The sequence below is a fragment of the Acidimicrobiia bacterium genome (genome assembly GCA_016650365.1).
In the GTDB taxonomy this organism is placed as follows: domain Bacteria; phylum Actinomycetota; class Acidimicrobiia; order Spongiisociales; family JAENVV01; genus JAENVV01.
On the sequence record JAENVV010000275.1, the window covers coordinates 1 to 25,175 of the forward strand.

The 25,175-nt window shown below is 60.5% G+C and carries 27 protein-coding genes and 1 tRNA gene; 9 read left to right on the plus strand and 19 right to left on the minus strand.

All coding sequences use genetic code 11. The annotated features are described in order from the left end of the window. Positions 1-389 (minus strand): carboxylate-amine ligase (locus tag JJE47_15500; protein ID MBK5268825.1); only part of this gene is annotated, 389 nt, incomplete at its 3' end. A 79-nt stretch (positions 390-468) separates the two neighbouring features. Between JJE47_15500 and JJE47_15505 the strand changes: the two genes are divergently transcribed. Beyond that, positions 469-933: an N-acetyltransferase gene (locus tag JJE47_15505; protein ID MBK5268826.1), complete on the plus strand. Its 465-nt coding sequence runs from the start codon at positions 469-471 to the stop codon at positions 931-933. A gap of 51 nt (positions 934-984) precedes the next feature. After that, on the plus strand, positions 985-1,368 hold the full coding sequence (locus JJE47_15510; protein MBK5268827.1) for a hypothetical protein: 384 nt from the start codon (positions 985-987) through the stop codon (positions 1,366-1,368). Positions 1,369-1,386: 18 nt separating this feature from the next. Here the strand turns inward: JJE47_15510 and JJE47_15515 are convergent, their stop codons facing one another. From JJE47_15515 to JJE47_15550, 8 genes are all read right to left on the minus strand, one after another. Continuing rightward, positions 1,387-1,629 carry a PLDc N-terminal domain-containing protein gene (locus tag JJE47_15515; GenBank protein MBK5268828.1) on the minus strand — a complete coding sequence of 81 codons (243 nt, stop codon included), beginning with the start codon at positions 1,627-1,629 and terminating at the stop codon, positions 1,387-1,389. Between the two features lie 275 nt (positions 1,630-1,904). Then, a tRNA-Glu gene (locus JJE47_15520) sits at positions 1,905-1,977 on the minus strand. Between the two features lie 83 nt (positions 1,978-2,060). After that, positions 2,061-3,503 carry a glutamate--tRNA ligase gene (locus JJE47_15525; GenBank protein MBK5268829.1) on the minus strand — a complete coding sequence of 481 codons (1,443 nt, stop codon included), beginning with the start codon at positions 3,501-3,503 and terminating at the stop codon, positions 2,061-2,063. Next, a complete protein-coding gene (locus tag JJE47_15530) occupies positions 3,500-4,264 on the minus strand; it encodes a fumarylacetoacetate hydrolase family protein (protein MBK5268830.1) in 765 nt (254 codons plus the stop codon). Before JJE47_15530 ends, JJE47_15525 begins: the two co-directional genes overlap by 4 nt. Continuing rightward, positions 4,261-4,776 carry a PaaI family thioesterase gene (locus JJE47_15535; protein MBK5268831.1) on the minus strand — a complete coding sequence of 172 codons (516 nt, stop codon included), beginning with the start codon at positions 4,774-4,776 and terminating at the stop codon, positions 4,261-4,263. The genes JJE47_15530 and JJE47_15535 overlap by 4 nt, the downstream gene beginning before the upstream one ends. Continuing rightward, complete coding sequence (locus tag JJE47_15540; protein ID MBK5268832.1) at positions 4,773-5,270, minus strand: hypothetical protein; 498 nt, start codon at positions 5,268-5,270, stop codon at positions 4,773-4,775. Before JJE47_15540 ends, JJE47_15535 begins: the two co-directional genes overlap by 4 nt. Continuing rightward, positions 5,270-6,184, minus strand: a complete 915-nt coding sequence (locus JJE47_15545) for a branched-chain amino acid transaminase (protein ID MBK5268833.1) — start codon at positions 6,182-6,184, stop codon at positions 5,270-5,272. The genes JJE47_15540 and JJE47_15545 overlap by 1 nt, the downstream gene beginning before the upstream one ends. 5 nt (positions 6,185-6,189) lie before the next feature. Then, positions 6,190-8,085 (minus strand): S9 family peptidase, encoded by a 1,896-nt coding sequence (locus JJE47_15550; protein ID MBK5268834.1) that lies wholly within the window; start codon positions 8,083-8,085, stop codon positions 6,190-6,192. A 38-nt stretch (positions 8,086-8,123) separates the two neighbouring features. Between JJE47_15550 and JJE47_15555 the strand changes: the two genes are divergently transcribed. After that, positions 8,124-8,576 carry a phosphatidylglycerophosphatase A gene (locus JJE47_15555; protein MBK5268835.1) on the plus strand — a complete coding sequence of 151 codons (453 nt, stop codon included), beginning with the start codon at positions 8,124-8,126 and terminating at the stop codon, positions 8,574-8,576. Here the strand turns inward: JJE47_15555 and JJE47_15560 are convergent. Beyond that, entirely contained in the window at positions 8,573-10,168 is a 1,596-nt protein-coding gene (locus JJE47_15560; protein ID MBK5268836.1) for a phosphoglycerate dehydrogenase, read from the minus strand. The genes JJE47_15555 and JJE47_15560 overlap by 4 nt on opposite strands. A gap of 94 nt (positions 10,169-10,262) precedes the next feature. Here JJE47_15560 and JJE47_15565 point away from each other — a divergent pair, with 94 nt between their 5' ends. Beyond that, positions 10,263-10,697 carry a universal stress protein gene (locus tag JJE47_15565; protein MBK5268837.1) on the plus strand — a complete coding sequence of 145 codons (435 nt, stop codon included), beginning with the start codon at positions 10,263-10,265 and terminating at the stop codon, positions 10,695-10,697. Positions 10,698-10,703: 6 nt separating this feature from the next. On the opposite strand, the gene JJE47_15570 is transcribed toward JJE47_15565, so the two are convergent. From JJE47_15570 to JJE47_15610, 9 genes are all read right to left on the minus strand, one after another. After that, entirely contained in the window at positions 10,704-11,456 is a 753-nt protein-coding gene (locus JJE47_15570; protein ID MBK5268838.1) for a substrate-binding domain-containing protein, read from the minus strand. An 11-nt stretch (positions 11,457-11,467) separates the two neighbouring features. Next, positions 11,468-12,433 (minus strand): ATP-binding cassette domain-containing protein, encoded by a 966-nt coding sequence (locus tag JJE47_15575; protein MBK5268839.1) that lies wholly within the window; start codon positions 12,431-12,433, stop codon positions 11,468-11,470. Continuing rightward, positions 12,430-13,035, minus strand: a complete 606-nt coding sequence (locus JJE47_15580) for an ABC transporter permease (GenBank protein ID MBK5268840.1) — start codon at positions 13,033-13,035, stop codon at positions 12,430-12,432. The genes JJE47_15575 and JJE47_15580 overlap by 4 nt, the downstream gene beginning before the upstream one ends. A gap of 84 nt (positions 13,036-13,119) precedes the next feature. Further along, the gene (locus JJE47_15585; GenBank protein ID MBK5268841.1) at positions 13,120-13,257 is read right to left on the minus strand and encodes a hypothetical protein; all 138 of its coding nucleotides are present in this window, start codon (positions 13,255-13,257) and stop codon (positions 13,120-13,122) included. 9 nt (positions 13,258-13,266) lie between these two features. Next, on the minus strand, positions 13,267-13,896 hold the full coding sequence (locus JJE47_15590; GenBank protein ID MBK5268842.1) for an HAD family phosphatase: 630 nt from the start codon (positions 13,894-13,896) through the stop codon (positions 13,267-13,269). Next, complete coding sequence (gatB, locus tag JJE47_15595) at positions 13,897-15,339, minus strand: Asp-tRNA(Asn)/Glu-tRNA(Gln) amidotransferase subunit GatB (GenBank protein ID MBK5268843.1); 1,443 nt, start codon at positions 15,337-15,339, stop codon at positions 13,897-13,899. Then, the gene (gene gatA, locus JJE47_15600; GenBank protein MBK5268844.1) at positions 15,336-16,808 is read right to left on the minus strand and encodes an Asp-tRNA(Asn)/Glu-tRNA(Gln) amidotransferase subunit GatA; all 1,473 of its coding nucleotides are present in this window, start codon (positions 16,806-16,808) and stop codon (positions 15,336-15,338) included. Before gatA ends, gatB begins: the two co-directional genes overlap by 4 nt. Beyond that, positions 16,805-17,095, minus strand: a complete 291-nt coding sequence (gene gatC, locus JJE47_15605) for an Asp-tRNA(Asn)/Glu-tRNA(Gln) amidotransferase subunit GatC (GenBank protein MBK5268845.1) — start codon at positions 17,093-17,095, stop codon at positions 16,805-16,807. Before gatC ends, gatA begins: the two co-directional genes overlap by 4 nt. A gap of 86 nt (positions 17,096-17,181) precedes the next feature. After that, on the minus strand, positions 17,182-17,730 hold the full coding sequence (locus tag JJE47_15610; protein MBK5268846.1) for an arsenate reductase ArsC: 549 nt from the start codon (positions 17,728-17,730) through the stop codon (positions 17,182-17,184). A gap of 72 nt (positions 17,731-17,802) precedes the next feature. Here JJE47_15610 and JJE47_15615 point away from each other — a divergent pair, with 72 nt between their 5' ends. The 5 genes from JJE47_15615 to JJE47_15635 form a co-directional block, all read left to right on the plus strand. Beyond that, positions 17,803-19,170, plus strand: coding sequence for a glycogen/starch synthase (locus JJE47_15615; GenBank protein ID MBK5268847.1), 1,368 nt, complete (start codon positions 17,803-17,805; stop codon positions 19,168-19,170). A gap of 27 nt (positions 19,171-19,197) precedes the next feature. After that, the gene (locus JJE47_15620) at positions 19,198-20,634 is read left to right on the plus strand and encodes a hypothetical protein (protein ID MBK5268848.1); all 1,437 of its coding nucleotides are present in this window, start codon (positions 19,198-19,200) and stop codon (positions 20,632-20,634) included. Positions 20,635-20,636: 2 nt separating this feature from the next. Beyond that, the gene (locus tag JJE47_15625) at positions 20,637-22,169 is read left to right on the plus strand and encodes a hypothetical protein (protein ID MBK5268849.1); all 1,533 of its coding nucleotides are present in this window, start codon (positions 20,637-20,639) and stop codon (positions 22,167-22,169) included. A 61-nt stretch (positions 22,170-22,230) separates the two neighbouring features. Next, complete coding sequence (locus tag JJE47_15630) at positions 22,231-24,195, plus strand: CocE/NonD family hydrolase (GenBank protein MBK5268850.1); 1,965 nt, start codon at positions 22,231-22,233, stop codon at positions 24,193-24,195. A 38-nt stretch (positions 24,196-24,233) separates the two neighbouring features. Further along, positions 24,234-25,175 (plus strand): Rieske 2Fe-2S domain-containing protein (locus JJE47_15635; protein ID MBK5268851.1); only part of this gene is annotated, 942 nt, incomplete at its 3' end.

Sequence of the window (25,175 nt, forward strand, 5' to 3'; positions counted from 1 at the left end):
CCGCAAATAACCAGTCGCCGCAGCACGGCTTGCAGGTCGCGGGCCAGACCCTCGTACCGCTCCTTCGGCGTCGTGAGCTGGTCCCGCCAAATGCCAAAAGGGTGCGTCGAGGAGGCGATAACCGCGTATCCATACGGACGGACGGTCGCACAGACCGTACGACGGAGCATCTCAAGGTCGATGGCGGCTTCTTCCATATTGGCGCACACTCTTGTGCCAACCTCGACCTGGGAGCGAAGAAATTCGGGGCTGACCTGGTGACTAAGCAGCTCCTCGAGTTCGTCCATCAACCCGGGAGCAGGATCGGCAACCAGGTTTCGCGATTCACGATCGACAAGCAAATATTCCTCTTCGATACCGACGGTGAACGCCGGACGTGCAACAGCCATTGGAGCGAGGCTAGCGTCAGAGATCCCCACCGCGTCGTGCCGTCCACCCGGTATCCTGATCGCGATGATCATTCGGCCAATGACGATCGACGACGCGGCAGCTGTTTTGGGGATCTTCGCCGAAGGTATCGCCACCGGTCACGCCACTTTTGAGCGCGACGTCCCATCGTGGAAATCCTGGGACGCCGGCCATCTTCCAGCCCACCGGTTCGTCGCAGAAACCGAACGTGTCGTCGGATGGGTGGCGATTTCAGCCGTCTCTGGCCGATGTGTGTACGCCGGCGTTGTGGAAAGTAGCGTATATGTTGCCGAAGCCGCCCGGGGTCGAGGCGTCGGCCTTCGCCTGCTCACCGCACTGGTCGAGACCACGGAATCGGACGGCATCTGGACCATCCAGGCAGGCATCTTCCCGGAAAACGAAGCGTCGGTACACATTCATGAGAAGGCCGGGTTCCGACGGGTCGGTACCCACGAAAAGCTCGGACAGATGAACGGGATCTGGCGAGATGTTCTTCTCCTTGAGCGCCGGAGTCCGGTGATCTGATAGCAACTGGTTGTCGGACCAGTGCCGCGATGCGGCGTATAAGCTTGAGCAATGACCCACGGACCTGTCGAGACCCTGGCAACCCACGTGACCCTGGCTGACGGGTTATTTCACATCGTTTCCAAAGGCGTCGTAAGCACCGACGAGTCGGTTTCCGCGACGATTGAAGCCGCCACTCGACTCGCAGGAGGCCGGCGACACCCTGTCCTCTTTGATGCGCGCATCTGGCCGGGAGGCGATCCGCGGGGATGGCTTGCTGTGATCAATCAGATGCGGGCCGTCTTCTCGGCAGGCTCGATGATTGTCGATCCAGCGATGCTCGAATCGCTTAGCGAACGTTTTGATCCGCTCGGGCGGCTACTCATTCCCTTCAGGGTGTTCACGAATGAGGACGAAGCTCTCGCCTTTCTTGAACCCTTCAAGAACTCTGACTAGCCGTTCGGCCCGACCGTCCTATTGAACGACGTTGGCCCGGTCGGTGGCGACCCGCAGTTGTGGGCGGGCGATCACCAGGTACAGAATCGGACCCAAGAAGGCCAGTGCCAGGACCACGATCGCCCAGACGATCTGATTCTGCTCGGCAGCTTCCCAGACGCTAGGCGGGGTCTTCAGAACATCGATTACCGCCCAGATGTGAAAGATGGCAAATGGGACAACCATGAAGACCATCAAGCCGAAGAAAATTCCTACTTCCATGACGAACCTCCATAGGCCGATGCTCGGGCCATTGTATCAAGATCGCGCATCTCACTCCTGCACACGCGTTGTCCCGCCACACTTATTTCCGGACGCCAACAGCTTGGACGAGCGTGCAGTCGTAACGAATTCTTAGGTAGGTGTAGCTCGCAGTTGCGAAGCAACTGCCACGAATCGGCAAAGCCGATTCGCCCCGACCCAGGATTCGGTTCGAATCTGAAAACAACTCAGAACAAAGAAAATGGCCCACCTTCGGCGGGCCATTTTCTTTGTTGTAGCCCCGACCAGATTCGAACTGGCGTTACCGGCGTGAAAGGCCGGCGTCCTAGGCCACTGGACGACGGGGCCGTGCGAAAACACGACAAACAGAACAAAAAGAGCAGTTCTGGGAGCGCCTCAATAATAGCGTACTAGGCGAGTCCTTCGGCCGCCTAAACGAAACGAGCGAGGGCCCGGCGCAAACGAGCGACTGTCGCTGGCTGACCGAGCACTTCCATGGATTCGAACAAGGGCGGACTGATCATCGAGCCGGTCACAGCCACCCGAAGCGGCTGAAAACCCTTGCGGGGATTCAATTCGAGATCTTCGAGCATTTGCCGCATGACGCCCTCAATCGCCTCAGTCGACCATACAGTCAGACCCTCCAGTCGGATAATCGCATCTTCCAACACCGGGGCAGCTTCCGGTTTCATGACTTTGTCCCAGGACGCTTCGTCGAACGAGACCTCATCGACGAAGAGCCACTCCGACATTTCCACAACCTCCGGCAACACCTTGACCCGCTCCTGGATCAGAGGGGCCATTACCTCAAATCGGCGGCGTTCGTCATCCGAAAGCTTCCGGTTCACCTCAATAAACGGCAGTGATCGGGCCACGAAGTCGTCAGGAGCCAGTTCACGCATATATTCGCCGCTCATCCATTCGAGTTTCTTCGTGTCGAATACCGCCGGGTTCTTCGAAACGTCGGCGAGGTCGAACTTTTCGATAGCTTGCTCAGGGCTGTAGATGGTGACTTCAGGATCGTATGACCAGCCGAGAAGGCTCATGTAGTTGAACATGGCTTCCGGCAAATATCCGGCCTTCATGTACGCATCCATCGATGTGTCGCCGTGCCGTTTCGACAGTTTCTTGCCGTCGGGACCGAACAAGAGCGGGAGGTGGGCGTAGATGACCGGTTCAGCCCCCATCGCCTTGGTGAGCAGAATGTGGCGTGGCGTCGAAGACAAGAGATCTTCCCCCCTGGCCACATGGGTGATCTCGTAGTCGACGTCATCGACGGTCGATGCCAGGTGATAGGTGGGTGTGCCATCCGAGCGCAATATCACGAAATCGTCGATCACATCATGGTCGAACCGCATGTCATCGCGAACCAGATCAAAGAACTCGGTAACACCCGGACGGGGAATGGCCAGACGAACCAAGAATGACTCGCCGGCCGCCATTCGTGTGTTGACCTGCTCTGAGCCGAGCGTGCGACAGGCTCCGTCGTAGCCAGGAGGACGACCGGCCGCCTGAGCAGCTTGCCGGCGATCGTCTAGCTCCTCGGGCGTACAGAAGCAACGGTAGGCAGCTCCATCGGCGATCAATTGCTCGGCGACTTCTCGATACCGATCGAAGCGATCCGACTGGCGGTAGCTGCCATGTGGTCCACCGACCCCAACGCCCTCATCCCAGTCGAGACCGAGCCATCGCATAGCCTCCATCATCTGCGTTACATACTGTTCCTCTGAGCGGGCGATGTCGGTGTCGTCCACCCGAACGATGAACGTGCCACCGTGGTGACGGGCGAACAGCCAGTTGAATACGGCCGAACGAGCATTGCCGACATGCAGCATCCCCGTAGGCGACGGAGCGATACGTACCCGAACACTCATGATGCAGCCACCACCGTGTTCGTCAACGTTCCGATGCCCTCGATCTCCACATCCATCCGGTCGCCAGGCTGTACCGGACCGACCCCGCCCGGGGTGCCAGTCATGATCACATCGCCAGGCAGGAGTGTCATAACCGACGTGACGTATTCGATGAGTTCGGCGACCCCGAACACCAGATCAGCGGTCGACCCATCCTGGCGAACCTCGCCATTCACCCTGGTGATGAGGCTCATTCCCTCAGCGGCATCAAACTCTGTTTCGATGGCCGGACCAAGCGGACAGAAAGTATCAAACCCTTTACCTCTGGTGAACTGGACGTCCTTGCGTTGAAGGTCGCGCGCCGTCATATCGTTGCCCACGGTATACCCGAGGATGACCTGACCCACGTCCTCAGCCGGCACATGGCGGGCAACCGCTCCGATGACCACGACCAACTCACCCTCATACTGGAGGTCTTTGGTGAGTTTGGGATACAGAACCGGCTGGCCCGGCCCGATTACCGACGTCGACGGCTTGAGGAAAATGAGAGGTTCCTCAGGGACCGGGTTGTTGAATTCGGCGGCGTGGTCGACATAGTTCCGACCGATTGCGACCACTTTTGAGGGAAGAACCGGTGACAACAGCTGAATGTCACCAAATTTGACGAACACATCGGTGGCTTCCCAGTGAACGAGGGGTGAACCCTGATAGACCCGGATGCCCTCCGGCTCAACGGTGCCATAGGCAATGCCTTCGTTGGTTTGCATACGAACAATTTTCACGGGTAGTACTCGTCGCTTTCGTAGATCGGTTTGAGCGCGTCCTGGAAGTGTTCCATGCCGACAGATAGGAACAATCCGGAGGCCTCAAGATAGTTGGTCCCGCGGTCGTCGAAGGCGACCGCCTCCGCGAACATCTTGCGCCCCTCGATCCTTGTCATCCATGCTTCGGCCCGCAGATGCATACCGACCGGAATGGGACGTAGATAATTGACGCTCAGATTGGCCGTCACACCTGGCTTCTGGTGCGCAATCATGACGAAACCTATGAGGTCGTCAAGCACGGCCGCAGACATGCCGCCGTGCACCAGACCGGGTCCACCCTCGTGGCGCTTGTCGAAGGTCAGATCAACGACCACAAGATCACCCGCATACTGCACTTCGAGGTGCAGTCCGTCGGGATTCTCCGAGCCACACCCGAAACACGTGGGAAGGTGTTCGGTGATCAGCGAGCCCAGGATCATTTGATCCGGCACCGGGAGAATGACGCCAGATAGGTACCGGTACTCGCTCACGAGGCGGCGAGTCGCGTCCGAACTCGATCCGGTGACGCAGCCATCAACGCTGGATCGATTGACCCGACAAACGCCGCACCTTTGTTGTGTTCATGGGCTGACTTGTCCAGCCATCGATGGCGTTCCGCTACGAGGCGCTTGGCGACCGCCGGTGGTACTTCATCGGGACGAAATCCCATAAGAAGCAGACCTACCTCCACGTCACTGGTGGTGGGCGCCCTGCCGAACAACGACGCCCGGGCCCCGACGAAAGTCGCCAGAACCGCCTCGGACTCAGAACTTCGCGAGGTTCGATCCCAGTCGCTCGAGCGTATGAGCTTGATCGCCCACCCGGTATCGGGACCGGGACGGCCGAAAGCGCCGCCCCATCGCATCTCGTCAGGACTGGAAATCTCCCCTGGTCTGGTCGGCTTCCATCTGCGGGGAGCGCCAGGCTTCCCAACCGCCCGCGGGGCGTCTGAGCGATCCAATTCGATATTCGGTTGTCGTCCCATCAGACCCGGTCCAACCAGTGCTCGTAGGCGGGGACTTTGCCACGCACCGCGTCAGCAAAAATCGACTGGACTTGCTTGGTGACCGGTCCCGGGCGCCCTGACCCGACCGGTCGGCCGTCAACTTCCTTGACCGGTGTTACCTCGGCGGCCGTTCCACAAAGCAGGATCTCATCGGCGTAATACAGCTCTGAGCGCGTCACGGAACGTTCGACGAGTTGGTGGCCGTTATCGCGCAAGATTTGAATTACCGCATCACGTGTGATGCCGCCCAGGCAGCCGTCTGAAACAGGCGGGGTTGCTACCACACCATCTTTGACTACGAAGATGTTCTCGCCAGAACCTTCTGAGACAAACCCCTCCCGGTTGAGAAGGATGGCTTCGTCGAAGCCCGCCCGAACCGCTTCGCTCTTGGCAAGGATCGAGTTGAGATAGCCGCCGGTCCCCTTGGCAGAAGGGATCAGTGAAGACGAGTCAATCCGGCGCCAGGAAGACACCGCGACCCGGATACCGTTGGTGACTCCGTCGTCCCCCAGGTAGGCACCCCATTCCCAGGCGGCCACCATGATGTGGGTCGATGCGCCGGCCGGGTTCAAGCCGATCGACCCCAGACCGAGGAAAACGAGCGGGCGGATGTATCCGCTCGCCAGTTCATTGGAAGAGATGACTTCCCTGGCGGCTTTCATGAGCTGATCAGCGTCAAGATCGAGCGGCAATCCGTAGGCTTTGCACGACATCACAAGTCGTTCCATGTGTTCGCGGTGCCTGAAGATCGCTGGACCAGTATCGGTGGCGTAGGCCCGGATACCTTCGAAGGCTCCCGATCCGTAATGCAGGGCGTGGGTTAAAACGTGGACCTTGGCGTCGTCCCAGAGAACGAGTTCGCCGTCCATCCAAATGTACTTCGATGCTTCCATGGCTACTAGTTTGCCAGGTTCTCGTCGACCGGGAGCAAGTGGCGACCATGCCAGTCGAGAATCGCCTCAAATCGCTCCTGTCGATGCCGCGGTTTGCCGGCCCGAGACAGTTCATGCGACTCGCCAGGGAATCGCACCATCTCGGTCTCGACCCCGCTCCGCAAGAGCATGGTGAATAGCTGTTCGGCCTGCTCGATCGGGCACCGGTAGTCGTTCTCCGAGTGCATGATCAGCGTCGGGACCTTCATCTCATGCGCATTGGCCAGGGGACTCGCTTCCCACAGCTTGGCTGGATCGTCAGGAAGATTCGCCTCTAGATACATTTGCGAAAAGTACGGTCCGATATCGGAAGTACCGGTAAACGATGACCAGTTGAGGAGTCCCCGCTCGACGATCGCTGACCTGAACCGCTGATCACGAGAGGTCAGCCATGCCGTCATGAAGCCGCCGTATGACCCGCCCATGACACCGAGTCGGTCTCGATCCAGTCTTGGGTACCGGTTAAGCGCCTCATCGATCGCCGCCTGGATGTCAGCCATGTCGTTGACGCCCCAGCCTCCACCAACCACCGCTCGGACGTGGTTCGAACCACGACCTGACGAGCCGCGCGGATTACACGCCACGACGCCATACCCGGCGCCGACATACACCTGGAACTCGTCGAAGAACCCATAGCCGTACTGGGCGGCCGGGCCACCGTGGATGTTCAGAAGAGTCGGGACCGGCTCAGACCCGACCGGCAGGTACACCCAGACGTCGACATCACCGCCACCGGCATTGACCAGGAAGTGTTCAGCGTGGACCAGCTTGGAAGCGAAATCGTCGTTGAACGAAGTCCGGCGCTTCGCCACTCCCCCATCCGACGTCATCAATTCACCCGGGTTGTCATAGCTTGAGTCGACAAAGGCCAACCCGGCGACGCTGGCCGACAGCGATCCGGCCATGGAATCCGCCTCGTGGACGGCGGTGATGGCACCCTCGGGCGAGATGCTCTTGACGACTACCCGTCCTTCGTCCTCAACCAGAATGACTGCGTCGTCACCCCGAAAAGCCAACTCGGCGATGCCCCGATCGAGGTCCGGGGTCAGCGTGACCGGCCCGCCTGCATCCAGACGCCACAACTGCACCATGTCGGGCCAATCAAACAGATTTCGAAGACCAAGAGCATGCAAAGATCCCGAATCTGAGTAGTCGAGCGATGACCACATACCCAGATCGGCGACCATCGTGAGCTGGCCGGTCTCGAGCTGACGTTCCCAAACCTGTACATCGTTGTTGGCGACCCGGTCACCCGATCGGTCGGAGCAAAAGGCGATCTTGGTACCGTCAGGTGAGAAGATCGCCCCGTTTTCACGGAAAGAATCGTCGTCGGAAATCTTGACCTTCTCACTCCCGTCGGCAGAAACCAGCCAGGTGGTATTGACGGTGTTATGCAGCTGGCCAATGGTGTCGAACCGCATCGGGAGCCGTACGACCCTGGCCGGCTTTCGTTTCCGCTCGTCGTCGTCGAGGTCTTTCCACTCATCTGAGTATTCGACCGCTGACACGACGAGTTGGGCGCTGTCGGGTGACCAATCAAATGAGCGGACCCCCATTGCGAACTCGGTGAGCACCTCGGCTTCGCCGCCACCAAACGGAATCACTGCCAGCTGCGGTTTGTCCGTGACTGCCGGCCCCTTGCGCAAGAAGGCGACTTTGGTTCCATCCGGGCTGAACCGGGGCGCCAGATCGGTGGGTCCCGCCGTCAGCTTACGAACGACCTCACCATCTGCCACCCAGATGAAGGCGTCGTAGCGGTCCTCATCGACATTCATCTGCTTGGACCCGAACACGATTCGGCCGTCCCCGGCTATCGACGTTCCGGCCAGAGTTACATACGAGTTCATGTCTTCAAGCTTCAAATGATCCTCCAAATCTGACAAAACTGTAGCCTGCCCCGATGCACCGCACGATTGCCTCATGGTTCGGATCCGGCCTCCTGCTTGGCAAGCTTCGCGGCGATCACTCCGGATCCGGAACGGTTGGCTCGGCGGTCGCCCTCGGCATGACCCTGCTCATCGCCCCGTACGGTTGGCAATGGCAGGCTCTGGCGGCAGCCGTCGCCACCGGACTGTCTTTGTGGTCCTCTCGACCGTTCGCGGCCGATGGTGCCGACCCGGGCTGGATCGTGGCAGATGAGGCGGCCGGAATGTTCTTGGCTTCGATCGGCCTGACGGTTCCTGCCGTATTGGTCGCTTTCGTTGTTTTCCGGGTTGCCGACGCAACAAAGAAATTCCCGGGTGTCGCAGCGGCCGAGCGACTCCACGGCGCCCTCGGTATCACGGCCGACGACCTGGTCGCCGGCCTGTGGGCGCTCGCCGCCGGGTGGGCGTTGCAGCTGTGGGTCTTCTAGGCGTCAGGAAGCTGCACGAATCGCGCGGTGATGATTCCGTCCAACTTCCTCAAGGCTTCGACCTGGGCATCGGTCACCACGGTATCGGTGGCGACTCCCATCATGGCCGCCTCGCCGGTACCCGGCATCCGCCCGACCACCATGTCGGAAATGTTGACGTTCAAATCCCCGAGGAAGGTACCGACCCGACCGATCAACCCGGGTGCGTCCTGATTTCGGACCATCAACAAGTTCCGATGCATGGGTAGTTCCAGCTCCAGGCCCTGGATTTCCACGAACACCGGCCCCTTCCGGGTGATCGTGCCCGATACCGACACCGGTTGGCCGTTGAACGTCCCGGACAGTTGAACAAGGGATACAAAATCCCGCGCGTCCTTGGCCTTCTCCTCGACGATCTGAATCCCGTGATCTTCCGCAATCGAAGAAGCGTTCACATAGGAAACCGTGTCGGTTGACGCTTCCGAAAGAGCCCCTTTCAAAGCCGCCAGGCGAAGGGGTGTTGCTGGAAACTCGGCAATACGACCTTCCATACGCAAGGTGACCACCGCCGGCAGACCCTTGGCGATGCCGACGAAGACCCTCGCCAGATTTTCGACCAGCGGGAGGTACGCTCTGATTTCGGGAGATACTTCGCGACCAAGGTCGACGTTCACGGCCGACAACACAAGTTCGCCGGACAATGCCGCGGCGACCGCCGTTGCAACATCGATACCGGCTTTGTCCTGAGCTTCGACAGTCGACGCTCCGAGATGCGGGGTAAGGACCACCTGCGGTAAATCGAACAGCGGGCTGGCCGTCAACGGTTCGACCGCAAACACGTCGAGACCCGCCCCGGCCACGTGACCGTTACGAACTGCCTCGGCGAGATCCTCCTCGACGATGATCCCGCCACGCGATGTGTTGACAATGCGAACACCCGGCTTCATCGACGAGAAGGCGTCGGCATCGAGCATGCTTTCCGTCTCGCGGGTCTTGGGAAGATGGACGGTGATGAAATCTGCGACCGCGTACAGGTCCGACACGTCTTCAACAATCTGCACGCCCAGCCGGCTGGCAATGTCTGGCGACACGAACGGGTCGTACCCGATGAGATTCATCCCGAAAGCTCTCGCCCGCTCAGCGACCAGCGACCCGATTCGACCCATGCCGAGAATCCCCAGCGTTTTGCCATGCAGCTCAACCCCTTGAAAACTGGTCCGATCCCATGTCCCCGATCGCAAGACCGCATCGGCTCTCGCCACATTTCGGGCCTGGGACAGGATCAACGCCATGGCGTGTTCAGCGGCGGAGATCGTATTGGCAGTTGGGGCGTTGACCACGAGGACGCCCTGGGCAGTGGCGGCTTTCAAATCGATGTTGTCGACGCCGACGCCGGCTCGACCGACCACCGTTAGTTTTGGAGCTGCCGCCAACAATTCGGCGTCGACCTGGGTGGCGGAGCGAACCACCAATCCGTCGGCGTCGCGGAGACGAAGGAGCAGATCGGCCCGTTCGACACCGGCGGCATTGTCGACCGTACAGGCGCGCTCAAGCGCTTCGAGACCTGCGGCTGCTATGACTTCGGCGACGACTACCTTGGGTTTGTCCATCATCAATTGTCCTCCTCGGGCGTTTGAAATACAAAACCGGGTCCGGTCACGCCGCTCGGGCCCCGCTGCCGTGTAGATTCAGAGGTGGAGGTGTCACATGGCATGGAAGACGATCGTTGCGGCTACCGATGGATCTGAGCGGTCAATCGCCGCTACCCAGTTTGCGGCGAACCTGGCCCGAGAAAGTGGCGCCAAGCTCCATGTTGTCACGGTCGTGCGACCGCCGGAAGGCTGGTGGGGCATCGAGGGCGCACCCCCTCCCCCGCGCGCCATGTCAGAAGCCGTTGTTGACGCCCGCCAGTCGATTCTCGATGTGACCATGTCAAAGCTGGATCAGACCGATCTCGAAGTCACCACTGCCCTTGAGGTCGGTGAGCCGTCCGGGACGATCGTCAAGTACTGCGAGGACTTCGAAGCGGACCTGCTCGTCCTCGGTAGACGTGGGGCCGGCTTCATCGAACGATTCGTGATGGGATCGGTTGCCGACCGGCTGGCGCACTATTCGCCATGCCCGATTCTGATCATTCCCTAGCGGCACCTAGGGCTGGTAGACAACCGCTCCGAAGAGCTCCTCATTGACGCGCCTCACGGCAGCTTGGCCTTCGGATCCGAGTAGCCACTCGGCGAAATCAAGGCCGGCTGGCGATGCGGATTCGATGACTGTGACCCGATAGGGGTTGGTTGGCGGATCCACCAGGTCAACCCGCACGAGGTGCCCGAGGTTCTCTGCACCAACGAAAGCCCCGACCTCGGATAAAGTGAATGCCCCCCGCTGATCGGCGACCTGAAGGGTTAGGCCCATGCCCTGCCCGGTCGAAATGTACCAATCGCCGTCCGGTGCCGCCCCGGGCCAGGGCCACTGGTTGAGCTCGGTTTCATGAGTCCCCGATCCGTCTCCCCGAGACACAAAGCCATAGCTACGATCCGCAATCTGCGCGAACGCTTCGGTAGTCGTGAGTCCGTTCAGGGTTTCGGCAAGACCGGGCGGACCGACGAGAACAAACTCACTCGAAAATACAATCTTCGAGAGTCGGGGATCCTCATCGGCGAGGAAAACGGCCTCCTGTTCGGGGGCATGGGTGATGAGAACCTCGGCCGCCCCTGATTTGCCGAGATTGAGAATCTGAGCGCTCGACTCTCCGAGAATGCTCAGTTGAACTCCAGGGTGATCCGCCTCGTACTGGGCGGCCACTGCTTCGATGAACCCGCTGTCGACCAGCGTCGTCCCGGCCCCGACGATCACCCGGTCGGGAGAACCCCCACAGGCGGCCAGCCCGAGTATCAAGGCCACGACCAGCCCTTTCAAGACGGCACGACCCGCACGGCGGTTGCTTTCACGACAGCAGTCGCCGGCACTCCCTCTCTCAGGCCAAGGGCTTCCAACGATCCCGGCGTCAACAAAGCCACGATCGGAACCCCGGCGTCCAACACAACTTCGACAAATCGGCCGACCGACCGCACCTCGGTAACCATCCCGATGAAGCTGTTCCTGGCCGATCCGACCGAAGGCGGCGTACCGGCATACATTGTGACGGTCTCGGCTCCGAACATCACTCGCACGGTGTCGCCCAGTTCGTGATCGCCAACTCCCCAGATGGCACTCCCACCTGAGGCAACCGAGCACAAGGGCCCTTCAGTAACCCGCACGATCCCATCAAGAACGTTGCCAAGCCCGACCGCGGCCGCTACGGCTTCGTCAGCGGGTTGGGCAAACACTTCGTGGATCGGACCGGCCTGGTGCACTGCCCCATCAATCAGGACAACCATGTTTTGGCCGAGAATCACCGCGGCATCCTGGTCATGGGTCACGATCACCGCACTCCGGTCACCGATCGCTTCGACGATCACCCTGGCCACGTTGATTCGATCCTGTGTGTCGAGGGCCACCAATGGTTCGTCGAGCAGAACCCACGGTTCGGGTCTCGCCAGGGTACGGGCGAGGGCGAAACGTTGCCGTTCACCACCAGACACCGCCGTCGCCTCCATAAGGTGCCCGACTCCCAGCCGATCCGCCAGGTGACGAGCCCTGGCCGCCTGCTCGGCGTTCAAGCCAAGGCCAAGGTTCCATCCGGCACTGCCACGGAAGTGGTAGACGGTCTGTGGCAGATAGGTGGCCTCCCACGGATTGTCACCGATGGTGCCGGCCAGTAATCGTAGAAGCGTCGACTTACCGGCGCCGTTGGGCCCGAAGACGACGGTTCGCATACCGGTTGGAATATCGACCTCACAGTCGAGTTGGGACCCGTCAGCCGGGTACGTAAATCTCATACCGACCTCAATCGCCCTAAGGCCACATTCACCAGCGCGACGATGATGAGAAGGACGAACCCGAGGGCGAGGGCCGAATCAAAGTGGGCCTGGCGGGCTTGCTGCACGATCGCGGTGGTGAGGACCTGGGTTTCGCCTTCAATGTTGCCACCAACGATGAGAACGGCACCTACCTCGGAAACGACCCGCCCGAAGGCGGCGGCCACCGCTGCGATCACGCCGGGACGGGCCTCCCGAGCCGCTACAAATCCACGCCGATAACCGGTGAGCCTCAGCGCGACCAGTTGCTCACTGGCAGCCGGGCCGAGCCCGCGAATCGCCCCGGCGGTGACTCCTGCCGCAATGGGAATCGCCAAGAGCGCCTGGGCACCGACCATGGCCACCGGCGTGAACACAAGATCAAGAGAACCGAGCGGGCCGTCATTCCACAGCAGTATCAAGATCAATAGTCCGGCCAGGACCGGCGGGACACCCATACCGGCGTTTACCAACACGTCGATGGTGTTTCGTAGTCGGTGGCGAGTGAGTGCCAACCAGGTCCCCAGCGGCACACCCACCAGAACCCCGATAGCCGTGGCGACCCCGGCCACCGCCAGGGTCAGAAACAGGATCCGTCGAAGCTCTGCCCCGAATCCGAAGAGCTCCCTAACAGTGTCCGCCAGGAGACCGCCCAAGAACTCCAACGGTCAGGTACTGAACCAGAACCAGGCGGCCGCCGCCGCAATGGCCGCGAAGATCGCCAGTTTGAATACTTTCTTCACGACCCAAAAAATCACCAGACCGGTCGCACCGATTCCGAGCAAGAGAGGTAGCCATTGATCCATGGCGTCAGGTTAGCTTCCGTGAAAGAGAGCGGGCGTCAAACGCGGGACGAGGACATCGGCCCCGGCCAATTCGTCCATGCCGAACTGACCCCGGTCCACCGCCACCACCCGCATACCCGCCGCCCTGGCTGCCGCTATTCCAACCGGAGAGTCTTCAACAGCCGTACAGACTTCGGGAGGCACCCCGAGCAGTTCGGCTGCTTTCAGGAAGAGATCAGGAGCGGGCTTCACGGCGACCACCTCGTCGCCGGCCACCGACGCCAAGAAGAAATCGGCCAGGCCAGTGGCCCGCAACGAAACGTCCAATCGATCGCGGGCAGACGTCGAGGCCACGGCCAGCAATACGCCACGACCCACCAGTACTTCAATGGTGTCCTTGGCATCCTCAAACGATTCCAGATGACGTTCAAACAGGGCGAACATGGCGTCGGAAATAGCTGCCTTGACGATTTCGGGCGGTGGTAGATCTGCTCGCCCGGCAAAATAGGCGTACTCGTATTCGAAAGGATGACCTACCAACTGTTGGCGATCCTCGTCACTAACGACAACGTCAAAGAGGCCCATCGCAGACGCAATGGCCGTCCACGCCAGAGATTCGGAGTCGACCAGAACTCCGTCGCAGTCGAAAACGACAGGCATCTAGCCAATCCGGGATCGAATGATTTCCGTAGCCGCTCGTGGGTCGGCTTTACCGCCGGTAACACGCATGACAAGACCAACGAAAAACCCGATGAGTTTGTCCTCGCCTCCTGCCAACCGGGCGAACTGTTCTTCGTTGTCGGCAATGACTTCGTCGACCGCCTTTTCCAACGCTCGTGAGTCATTGATCTGCACCAGGTCGTGGGCGGTAGCGACTTCGACTGGACCACCTTCACCGGCAAGAACATATCCGAGGACCTCTTTGGCGGCGGTTGATGACAACGAGTTTGCCGCGACCATCGCAGCCAGATCACGGAGGTGTTCCCCGGTGAGAGCTGACTCGCCCACGTCCATGGACTCCCGCCGGGACCAGGCCGTCACCTCACCAGTGAGCCAGTTGGCGGCGACGTTGCCTGGGGCACCTGCCTCCACTGCCGATTCGAACAGCGTTGCGAGTGCTTCAGAACCAGCCAGCGAAGATGCTGAGTCGCCATCCGCGCCGAGCGCTATATACCGGCGAACCCTGGCTGCCGGCATTTCGGGCAGAGTGGCAGCTATCTCATCACGCCATTCATCCGTAACTTCGATCGGCAGGAGATCGGGTTCCGGAAAGTACCGGTAGTCCGAGCTTCCTTCCTTGGAACGCATCGAGTGGGTGACACCTTCGCCTTCGTCCCAGTGACGGGTCTCTTGATGAACGATCCCCCCGGATTCCAGGACGCCCCCCTGACGACGAATCTCGTAGTCGACGGCCCGCTCCAGCGACCGAAATGAGTTCATATTCTTGACTTCGACTTTTGTACCGAAGGGCTCGGTTCCAACCGGTCGGATCGAGACATTGGCGTCGAACCGGATTGAGCCCTCTTCGAGCTTGGCATCAGACACGCCAAGGGCAGCAACTACGGTCCTCAAATCCTGGGCGTACGCACGAGCCTGTGCAGCCGAGCGAATATCCGCCTCTGAGACGATCTCAACAAGCGGAACTCCCGCCCGGTTGAAATTCAGAAGCGTTTCGGTCGCCGAATGAATCCGACCACTGTCACCGACATGGATGGACTTGCCGGTGTCCTCCTCCATGTGGGCCCGGTTGATACGAATTCGACTCGTCGCGCCGTCAACCATTACGTCAAGCCATCCGTCATGGCAGACCGGTACATCAAACTGGGAAATCTGATAGTTCTTCGGCTGGTCCGAATAGAAGTAGTTCTTGCGGTGGAACTGGGATCGCTCCGATATCGAGCAGTTGAATGCAAGACCGATCTTCGTTATCCATTCAATGGCTTTACGGTTGGGCACCGGTAACGCGCCGGGCAGGCCAAGGCAGACCGGGCAGACATTCGTATTTGGTTCGGCCTCAAAGTCGACTGCACATCCACAAAACATCTTCGAGGCCGTCTCAAGTTCGACATGAACCTCGATTCCAATGACCGGCTCCCAATTCACGACGCCACCACCTCGAGAACCGGGCGACCAATGTCATCGGACAACGCTTCGATGGCGGAGGCCACCTGGAACATGACCGTTTCGCCGAGCGCCGGAGCCATCACCTGGAACCCGATCGGTAGTCCGCTCGCCGACAAGCCAACCGGTACCGACATGGCAGGATGGCCCGAGAGATTGGACGGAATCGTGCAGATGTCCTGCATGTACATCGAAAGTGGATCTTGTGTCTTGGCTCCCAACTCAAAAGCCGGGGCCGGAGCGGTCGGTGAGACAAGGACGTCCACCTGCTGGTAGGCCGTAGCGAACTCCTGAATGATGAGCGTTCGAACCCGCTGGGCCTGACCATAGAAGGCGTCGTAGTAGCCCGCCGATAGCGCGTAGGTCCCGAGCAGGATTCGGCGAATCACCTCAGAGCCAAATCCCTCCGCTCTGGTCAACGACATCATCTCATCGACCGTGCTGCCCTCAACTCTCAGGCCATATCGGACCCCGTCGAAGCGGGCAAGGTTCGCCGAACATTCGGCCGGGGCGATCAGGTAGTACGCCGACAACGCTGTCGCGGTCGACGGCAGGGAGAGTTCGACGATTTCGGCACCGGCGTTCGCCAACCGATCGACGGTGGCCCGGAAGGCGGCCAACACTTCGTCGTCGATCCCTTCGCCTGACAGCTCGTTCACGACACCAACTCGCAAGCCTTCGACGCCGGCTCCGAGTCGTTCGGTCCCCGAGGGAGCCGGACCGGGGAACGAGGTGGCGTCGTGGGGATCATGGCCGGCGATCACCTCATAAAGGACGGCGGCATCTTGCACCGAGCGCGTCAGGGGGCCGATCTGATCGAGCGAGCTGGCGAAAGCGATCAGACCGTATCGAGATACCAAACCGTAAGTGGGTTTCATACCGACCAGTCCGCACAACGCGGCGGGTTGTCGGATGGATCCACCGGTATCGGACCCAAGGCCGGCCAGAGCCGAACCAGCGGCCACCGCCGCCGCTGAACCACCAGAAGACCCGCCCGGAACCGTATCAAGATTCCAGGGGTTACGGGTCGGACCGTACGCCGAGTTTTCGGTTGACGAACCCATGGCGAATTCGTCCATGTTGGTCTTGCCAACGAACACCGCGCCAGCTTCACGAAGCAGTTTGACAACGGTACCGTCATACGGCGGAATGTATCCGGACAGGATCTTCGACGATGCGGTCGTCTCAATCCCTTTGGTCATCATGTTGTCTTTCAGAGCTATCGGCAGCCCGTCGAGCGGCCCGATCGGCTTCTCGTCGGCGATCCGACGATCTGACGCCTCGGCCGCGGCCATGGCCCCCTGACGATCGATTGTCAGGTAAGCGTGGACTGAGGCCTCGGTGAGGCTTGCTCGATGGAGGACTGACTCCGTGAGCGCCACCGATGTGCATTCTCCGGAGCGAAGAGCCACAGCAGCCTCGACGAGCGTGAGCTGGGAAAGTTCGGTCATTCGTTGTCCAGGGATGGGGGAACCCGGAAAAACCCGTCGGTGGCATCGGGCGCCTGCGACAAGACCTCATCCCTATCCAGCGAGGGCGTCACAACGTCATCGCGAAAAGCATTCACCATGTCCAGGGGGTGCGAGGTCGGCGGGACGCCCTCGGTTGGGAGCGCCTGGACTTTGGCCGCATGGTCAAGAATCACGCCTAGCTGGGCGCGATAGGCCGCCATCTCTTGTTCGGAGAGCTCGATTCGAGCAAGCTTGGCGACGTGGGCAATATCAATGTCGATCGGCATAACCGATGAGTCTAGGCGGTCTCAATATGGGCGGTAATCACCCGATCAGCTCCTCGACGGAAGGATGCTCGAACCGATCCATGCCTTCAGAGATCAATGCCCATCTCTGAAAGGAGCGTTATCACCCGTCGTTGGATTTCGTCGCGCACGATCCGCACGGCATCCAGGTCCTGGCCGTGTGGGTCGGCCAACTCCCAGTCGAGATATTGTTTGCCGGGAAAGTATGGGCAAGCATCTCCGCAGCCCATCGTCACGACCACATCGCTGGCCTGAACGATCTCAGTCGTGAAGGGCACCGGAAACTGGTTCGAGATATCGATGCCAACCTCACGCATCGCTTCCACCGCTACCGGATTTATCTCGGGGCCAGGGTTTGAACCGCCACTGAACACGATCGCCCGATCACCGGCCAAGTGTCGAGCAAAACCAGCCGACATTTGCGACCGACCGGCATTATGAACGCAGACAAAGATCATGCTCGGGGGTCGAGATTCAGACGCGATCATCTCGGCAGCCATGGCTCGCTGCTCCGTAAAGGCGTCTATCTGAGAGTCGGTGTAGTCGGCCGGATAGGAGCCCAGCAGGATGACGGTCTCGGGGCGGCTTACCGCGGGGCTTTGGGGCATGGGCACCATATTACCGACCACACTTTCTCCGGCAGCCGACAACCCAGCGCTAGCTTTACCGTAAGCGAAGGAAGGCCCGCCGTGCGTGTACTCATTGCAGCATCCGAATACTCGCCCCTCGCCCGAACCGGAGGCCTTGGCGAGGCGGTAGCCGGCATTGCCCACGGAGTCGCCGCCGAAGGGCACTCTGTCAGAGTTGTCATCCCCCGCTACCGGCACCTCCACAATCTCGGGGACCGACACGCCGGAATCGGATTTGCAGATTCGCTCTGGCTACACCGGGACGGCAACGTTGAGGTCGTCCTCGTGGATGATCCGGACTCGTTTGATCGGCCTGGTATCTACGGTGACACGCCCGGAAGCGGCTACCAGGACCAGTGGCACCGTTTCGGGCGATTTTGCACGGTGGTGGCTGCCATCGCGCACGACGTCGATGTCGTTCACCTCCACGACGCACACACCGGAGCGGTATCACTCATCACCGACCGGCCGACCGTGTTTACAGTGCACAACGCGGTATATCCAATCGTTGGCCCGTTGCATGAGGCAAGCGAACTCTTGGGCGCCGACGAGCGATCCACGAACCTCGGAGGACCGCTTGAGTGGTACGGCGGCGCCAATTATCTGAAGGCAGGAATGGCCCTGGCCGACATTGTCACGACCGTGAGCCCGACCTTCGCCAAACAACTTCTGACCGACCCCTCAGTTTCCGGTGGCCTCGACGGCGTATTGAACGCTCGGAGCCAACCACCGATCGGCATTGTGAATGGGATCGATCCCGTGGCATGGAATGCCGAAACAGATGACTCGCTCGCTTCAACCTTCGGACCTCATGAACTGGGCGGGCGCCTCGCGAATCGCGAGATGCTCATTGAGATGGCAGGAATCGACGATGGGGTGGTCTTTGGCAACGTCGGACGCATGTCCGAACAGAAGGGCCTGGCCCTGCTCGACGACCATCTCGACTCACTTGTATCAGAAGGCGCTCGCTTTGTCCTCGTCGGTAGCGGGGAACTTGATGCCATGGTCGACGGCTGGGCGATTCGCCACCCTCAGGCTGTCTGGCACGGCCCCTACTCGGAAGGGCTCAACCGACTGATCGCCGCAGGCACGGACTGCTACGTGATGCCATCGCGGTTTGAGCCTTGCGGTATCGGTCAGATGCACGCGATGAGATACGGGTCGATTCCTGTCGTTCGTTTGACCGGCGGGCTCGCCGACACCGTCATCGACGTGGACGAGAATCCAGATCTGGCAACCGGGTTCGGTTTTCGTGCCTTCGAGCCGATCGAAGCGGCCAAGACCATCCGCCGCGCCATGCGACTGTTCCGGACCGACCAGCCAACCTGGACCGCCCTTCAGCAGCGAGGAATGTCCAATGACTTCTCATGGGCAAATGCTGCACGCTCATACATCAAGGCATATGAGCAGGCCATTCGACTCTCGTAGAGGCTCCGGCCAACTACCGTTGCACTCATGACCACCCGACTCGCAGGCCTACTCATAGTGACCATGCTCCTCGGAGCGTGCTCGTTGCTCCCAACGGCAACAACCGTGCCTGGGGACACCACGACAACGACAGTCGATGACAACGGAGATGTGTCACCGACCAGTCCTCCTGCCACAACGATTCCCTCCACCGAGCCGGTTTCAGGAGTCATGGTGGTTACCGACCATGCATTAACCCTGGTCTACGACGACGCTCCGGCCGCCATCCTTACCGGCGATATCGACTATCCCCTGGCGGCGGCATCCGTTGACCTCATCGGAGGCATCGTCTTCCAGTACCAGGACCCGGGACCCGGCGTCTCGTCTGGCATCTTGCGCCTCCTACCAGGCACCATCGAGCCGCTCGAACTGATCGCCGAAGGTGAAGGACAAGTGATAACCTTGCTCGATGTCGCCCCGATCGACGGGCGACCAAATGTCATCTACCTGAGCCGACCCGACGGCGAAACAGTTGGCGGACAACTCCTCGCCGCGGACCTCCAGGGTGGAGCCCCGTTGGTGCTGTATGAGGGACCGGATCTGGTTTCCGGTGACGCGGACGGACCGACAATCCTCGTCGAACAACGTGTCAATGCCACCTGCAACAAACTCGTCGCTTTCAAAGACGGAGATCCGATTTGGAACTCCGACTGCACTGACGGTTCCGGCCCATTCTCGGTGGCGGTCTGGGATGATCTCGTGGCTACGGTACTGGCCGGCCAGGTGATCGTCTCACGAGTCGATGATCAATCAACAACCGTTTACGACGTGGCATCGGCAGTACGGGTTTTCGACCTCGACGAGGACTCTGCGCTGGTAACCGACCAATCAGGCTCTCTCATCGTCGTCGGAGAGGCGAGCCAAATAGTGATCCCCACCACCGATCCCGTCCGGTCGGCGTCACTATTCAACAGCCCCTTGGCGGTCACCGAGGGGCATCGACTCGGTGGCATTCGCATGGCACCGGGACCGTGCTCGGCCGCCGGTCAGCCCTCCGTTCCGCCTGTCACACCGGACCTACCGGATACCGTTGCGGCGATCCGCTCGGCCATCGTCGAACGCGCCGTGGCTTGTGACTTTGATGCCCTGGCCTCGCTCACGTCCTCATCGTTCGTCGTCGATCTCGCGGGAGGCGACCCTCGCAGATACTGGATGGCATCGGAAGCACGGTTCGGCGACGACCTGTCTCTGATCGTGCGGATTCTCAACCTGCCGCACGCAGTCAGCCTGCTCCCTGACGGGCGTTCGATCTATGTGTGGCCGTCGGCGGCCGTCGACCAGCCCACCGATGCCGATTGGGCGGCGCTTCGACCCGTCTTCAATGAGGAAGAAATCGACGCCATGCGACAGCAAGGCGGCTACACCGGGCGTCGCATCGGGATCGCCGAAGATGGCGAGTGGCTGTTCTCGGTGGCAGGCAACTAGCAGTGGATAGCGAGAGTCCCGCCCTCCGACGGGAGGTTCTCGCCGTTGTTTCGATCGCCGTCCAGTCCCCCGCCAACCGCCCGACCGACCGGGCCCTCCGTCGATTGGGGCGGACCCCCACGGACGATCCAGCGGCCGATGCCATCCGCCTGGCGATGGATAAACCGGGACGTCTCACGGGCAGCCTGGCCGTACCAACTTCCGATGCCGAGGCAGCCGCGGCTCTGAGTGCCTTGAGCCAAAAACAACGCCTCATCCTGCTCCTCCATCACGGACGGCATTGGGATGAGGAGCGCATCGCCAGGGCGCTGGGAGCCCACTACGGCGCCGGCAACCTACAGGACGCCGAGGCAACCGTTTCCCTGGAACTCAGGCCCCGGTTGGCCTGGGAGATCGACCATCAGCTCCGAACCATCGTCCTCGACGAGTCTCCAAACCAATCGAGCCGCCTCATCAAAGGCTTTGCCGCCCTCGTCGTGGGGGTGGGGGTGATTCTCGCTTTCCTGGCGTTTACCCGGGCCGATATCGATCGACCCGACCTCATCCAACTGCGTCCAGGCGGCCTGGTCAGGGCTGACTCGGAAGGCGAACTCACCAGACTGATCGAGGAGCAGGTTTCCGTCGCCAGGGTGACGCCAGACAATGCGATTCTTTATCAGTTTACGGGGGGGCCGGGAGTGGCAGGGGGTTCCATCTGGTACAGCCCCCGACCCGGAGAACGGGCCGGCCAGTTGGTCGGCAAGACCGGTGGAGCTCTCGGATGGGTAGAACCTGAATACCTACCCGCCGGACTAAACGCCACCCATCGGTACGCCATCGCGATCACTGGCGATGCCAAGGCCGATTCAAGCGGGACCAACACCACCGCCCACTGGGTTGTGCTCATTGATCCAGATACCGGGACGCAGACCGAAGTCGCTGATCTCGGTGAATCGAGCGGAGACGGAGAGTCATCGACCGGAGGGGTCAAACCCGTATTCGCGTCGTATGGCGGACAGCGGATACTGGTTTGGATGATGGATGCGGTGGGCCTTGAGTCGCTGCCGTCAGATGAACCATCCGACTGTGGAAGATGGCTCTTGTTCGACTTGAACGGAACCGAACTACCCACCCCCGGACCCGTTCCTACGTGCGACCGAAACGCAACGTCAGTCAGCGTGCCCACGTTGAACCCGACGGGAACCCGACTGATGTGGCTGGAAACCACCGGCACCATAGCCAGCGACAACCCCCCACGCGAAGGCTGGCTCTCGTCTCAATCAACTGTTCTGAGGGTGCTGGATCTTGAGAACGGAAGGCAGTTTTCCGCTCCCCTCACCACGATCGACCAACCAACGTTCTGGGCCCAGTTCACCATGTATTCCCAACAGACGGGCACCCTGTTCATCGACAGTCAGGAAGACGTCGCGGTGGTATCCATCGGCATCTGGAATCCTGAGGTATCGATACACAACTACACCACGTACCTCGTCGACCTCGTCGGCGAACGGATCGAGACCTCGGCCACCGACGGCCCGGTGACATTCGGTCACTGACCCGCCATGAACCCGGCCGGTTTCCGCACCCGGGCCGGACCTGGCTGGGTAGCTTTACCTGGTGAAGGACTCCAACCACTACCCGGTCTCCATCGATCGACGGGTCTTCGTCGAAATGACCGATGGCGTACGCATCGCCGTCACCACGTATCTGCCGGACGCGCCCAATGACGGACCATTCCCCGCCATCGTCGAATCCCTTCCCTACCGAAAAGACGATGACTGCACCGCCCGCGATTACTCCACCTATGCCTACATGGCATCACGGGGCATGGCCGGCGTACGGATCGACATCCGCGGAACCGGAGCGTCAACGGGGATCATCAACGACGAATACCTAGCCGTTGAGCAATCCGACAACCTCGAGATCCTGGCATGGCTGGAACATCAAGACTGGTGCACAGGAAACATCGGAATGTGGGGAATCTCCTGGGGTGGATTCAGTTCTTTGCAGACCGCCATGCTGCGACCACCGCAGCTCAAGGCCATTGCTGCGATGCACGCCACCCACGATCGCTTCGCTTGTGATGTCCATTACGTCGGCGGCTCACTGCACGCCGCCGAACAGGTCGACTGGCCCCCATCCATGATCTCAAGCAACGCCCTTCCCCCTGACCCGGACATCTTTGGCGACGGATGGTACGAAGAGTGGATCAGACGGCTGGAAGGGACCCCTCAATGGCCTCTGGAATGGTTAAGGCACCAGAATCGAGACGACTACTGGATGCATGGATCGCCGAGCGCCGACTACGCCGCCATCGAATGCCCGACCCTCCTCATCGGGGGCTGGCTGGACGGTTACGTCGACGGAATGCTTGACATGGCCACCCACCTGTCCTGTCCGACGAGAACGCTCATCGGGCCGTGGGGACATCATCGGCCTGCCACCGGCATTCCCGGCCCGACCTACGACCATCTCGATCTGATGGCCCGATGGTTCGGGCATCACCTGCGGGGCGATGACAACGGCGTCATGGACATGGCACCGGTAACGGCCTTCATACGGACCGAGCCGCCCTATGACGACACAGAAGTCAACGGATACTGGAGAACCGAATCCGCCTGGCCACCGTCCGACAAAACTGAATGGAGTACCTCACTCGCGGACCTGAACGGAAGTGGTACCACCTGGGACGGACCGCAATGGGTCGGAGCTCACGCTCCAGCCTGGGATCGATCGGGGGTAACCAGCACCGATTCGAGCCGGGACGACGACGTATCACTGACGTTCACCACCGAGCCTCTCGCCGATCCACTTGAGATTCTGGGCAGTCCCGAAGTCGAGCTCTGCGTCACGACCGACCACCCCTTCGGTCTGGTGGCTGTACGACTGTTGGTAATCGACCCGGACGGCTCGGGACACTTGATCTGCCGGGGAAACCGGAACCTGGCGTTTCCACTCGATCTTTCAGATCCTCAGCCTCCCCAGCCAGGGCGCCAGATGTCGGTCAGATTCCCGTTGATGGCGACATCTTCGATGATTCCCTCCGGCTCACGACTCCGACTTTCGATCTCCGGGGCCGACTTCCCGGTGGTCTGGCCACCGCCTGGTCGGTTCACCCTCGGGATTATCCCGGAGAAGTCGCGATTGGTCCTTCCGACCGTGCCCGTCGGACGCCCTGACCATCATCGGGTCGAGCTGGCTCCTTTTGACCAGCCACCGATCCCGCCCGTGGAGTTTCTCGACGATGAAGACACCTGGATGGTTGTGTCCGAACTCGGCGAGACAGCCTTTCGGCGGCACGTCACGAGCCGGCAGTTCCAGCCCGATCGCGATGACCTCACGTACGCCTCCGATCAGTCATGGGAGGTAGCCGTCAGCGATGTTGATCCCGCCTCTACCACCGTCCGGTCAAAGTCCGAGCTGACCCTGAGTCGACCGGGGTGGGAGGTCCAGACGACAGGCTCTCTGGAGATCCGCAGCGCCGGAGCATTTCAGGTCGCCATCGAACTAACCGCCATGCATAACGGCACCCAGATCTGGCAGAAGTCCTGGCACGAGGAAATCCCCCGAGAGTGGGCATGACGACCGCTTCGCTGGCCTTTCCCCGGTAGCCTCTGGCCATGGAATCCACCCTCCACCGCGACCAGTACATCGGTGCCGAATGGTTCGATCGCGAACGAGAGAAGGTCTTCACAAGGCAGTGGTTCTGCATTGGTAGAGAGGACGAACTCCCCGCTCCTGGCGATCATCTCGTTTGTGATGTGGTGGGCGAAAGCATTCTGATCACGAGGACGAGGGACGGTTCCCTATCGGCGTACGCGAACCTGTGTCGCCATCGCGGTAGCCAACTCTCCCTCGCTCCTGGCAAACCCACCCAAACCTCGATCGGCCCATCAGGGAACTTCCACGGATCAATTCAATGCGCCTACCACGCCTGGACGTATTCGCTTGATGGTCGACTCCGCTCCGCTCCCTTCCTGGACGAAACCGATGGCCTCCGCAAGGAGGAACTTCCCTTGCACCCGGTAGGAATCGAGACCTGGGGCGGATTCATCTGGATCCATCTGAAACCTGAAAAATCGACCTCGATAGCCAACCAGTTCCAGGAGTCCCAGGGTTACCTTGCGAGCTATCCGTTGAGCGACCTTCGCTCCGCCTTCCGGATCGTCTATCAGGTGTCGGCCAACTGGAAGGCCATCGTCGAGAACTTCAACGAGTGTTACCACTGCGGCCCCGTGCATCCTGAACTGTCCGAGCTTGTCCCCGCTTTCAAACAACGCGGCGGTTCAGAACTCGATTGGGAAAAGGGCATCCCCCATCGGGAAGGAGCCTGGACCTTCACTCGCTCCGGAACGACCGATCCTGCTCCCTTTCCTGGCCTGAGCCAGGACGAAATAGCTCGTCACAAAGGTCAGCTTGTATACCCGAACTTGATGCTGAGTCTGTCCGCAGATCATGTCGCGGCATTCACGTTATGGCCCCACTCGGCAGAGTCGACTTCGGTCGTGTGCGACTTCCTGTTCCATCGCGACGAAATCGCCAAGCAGACATTTGACCCATCC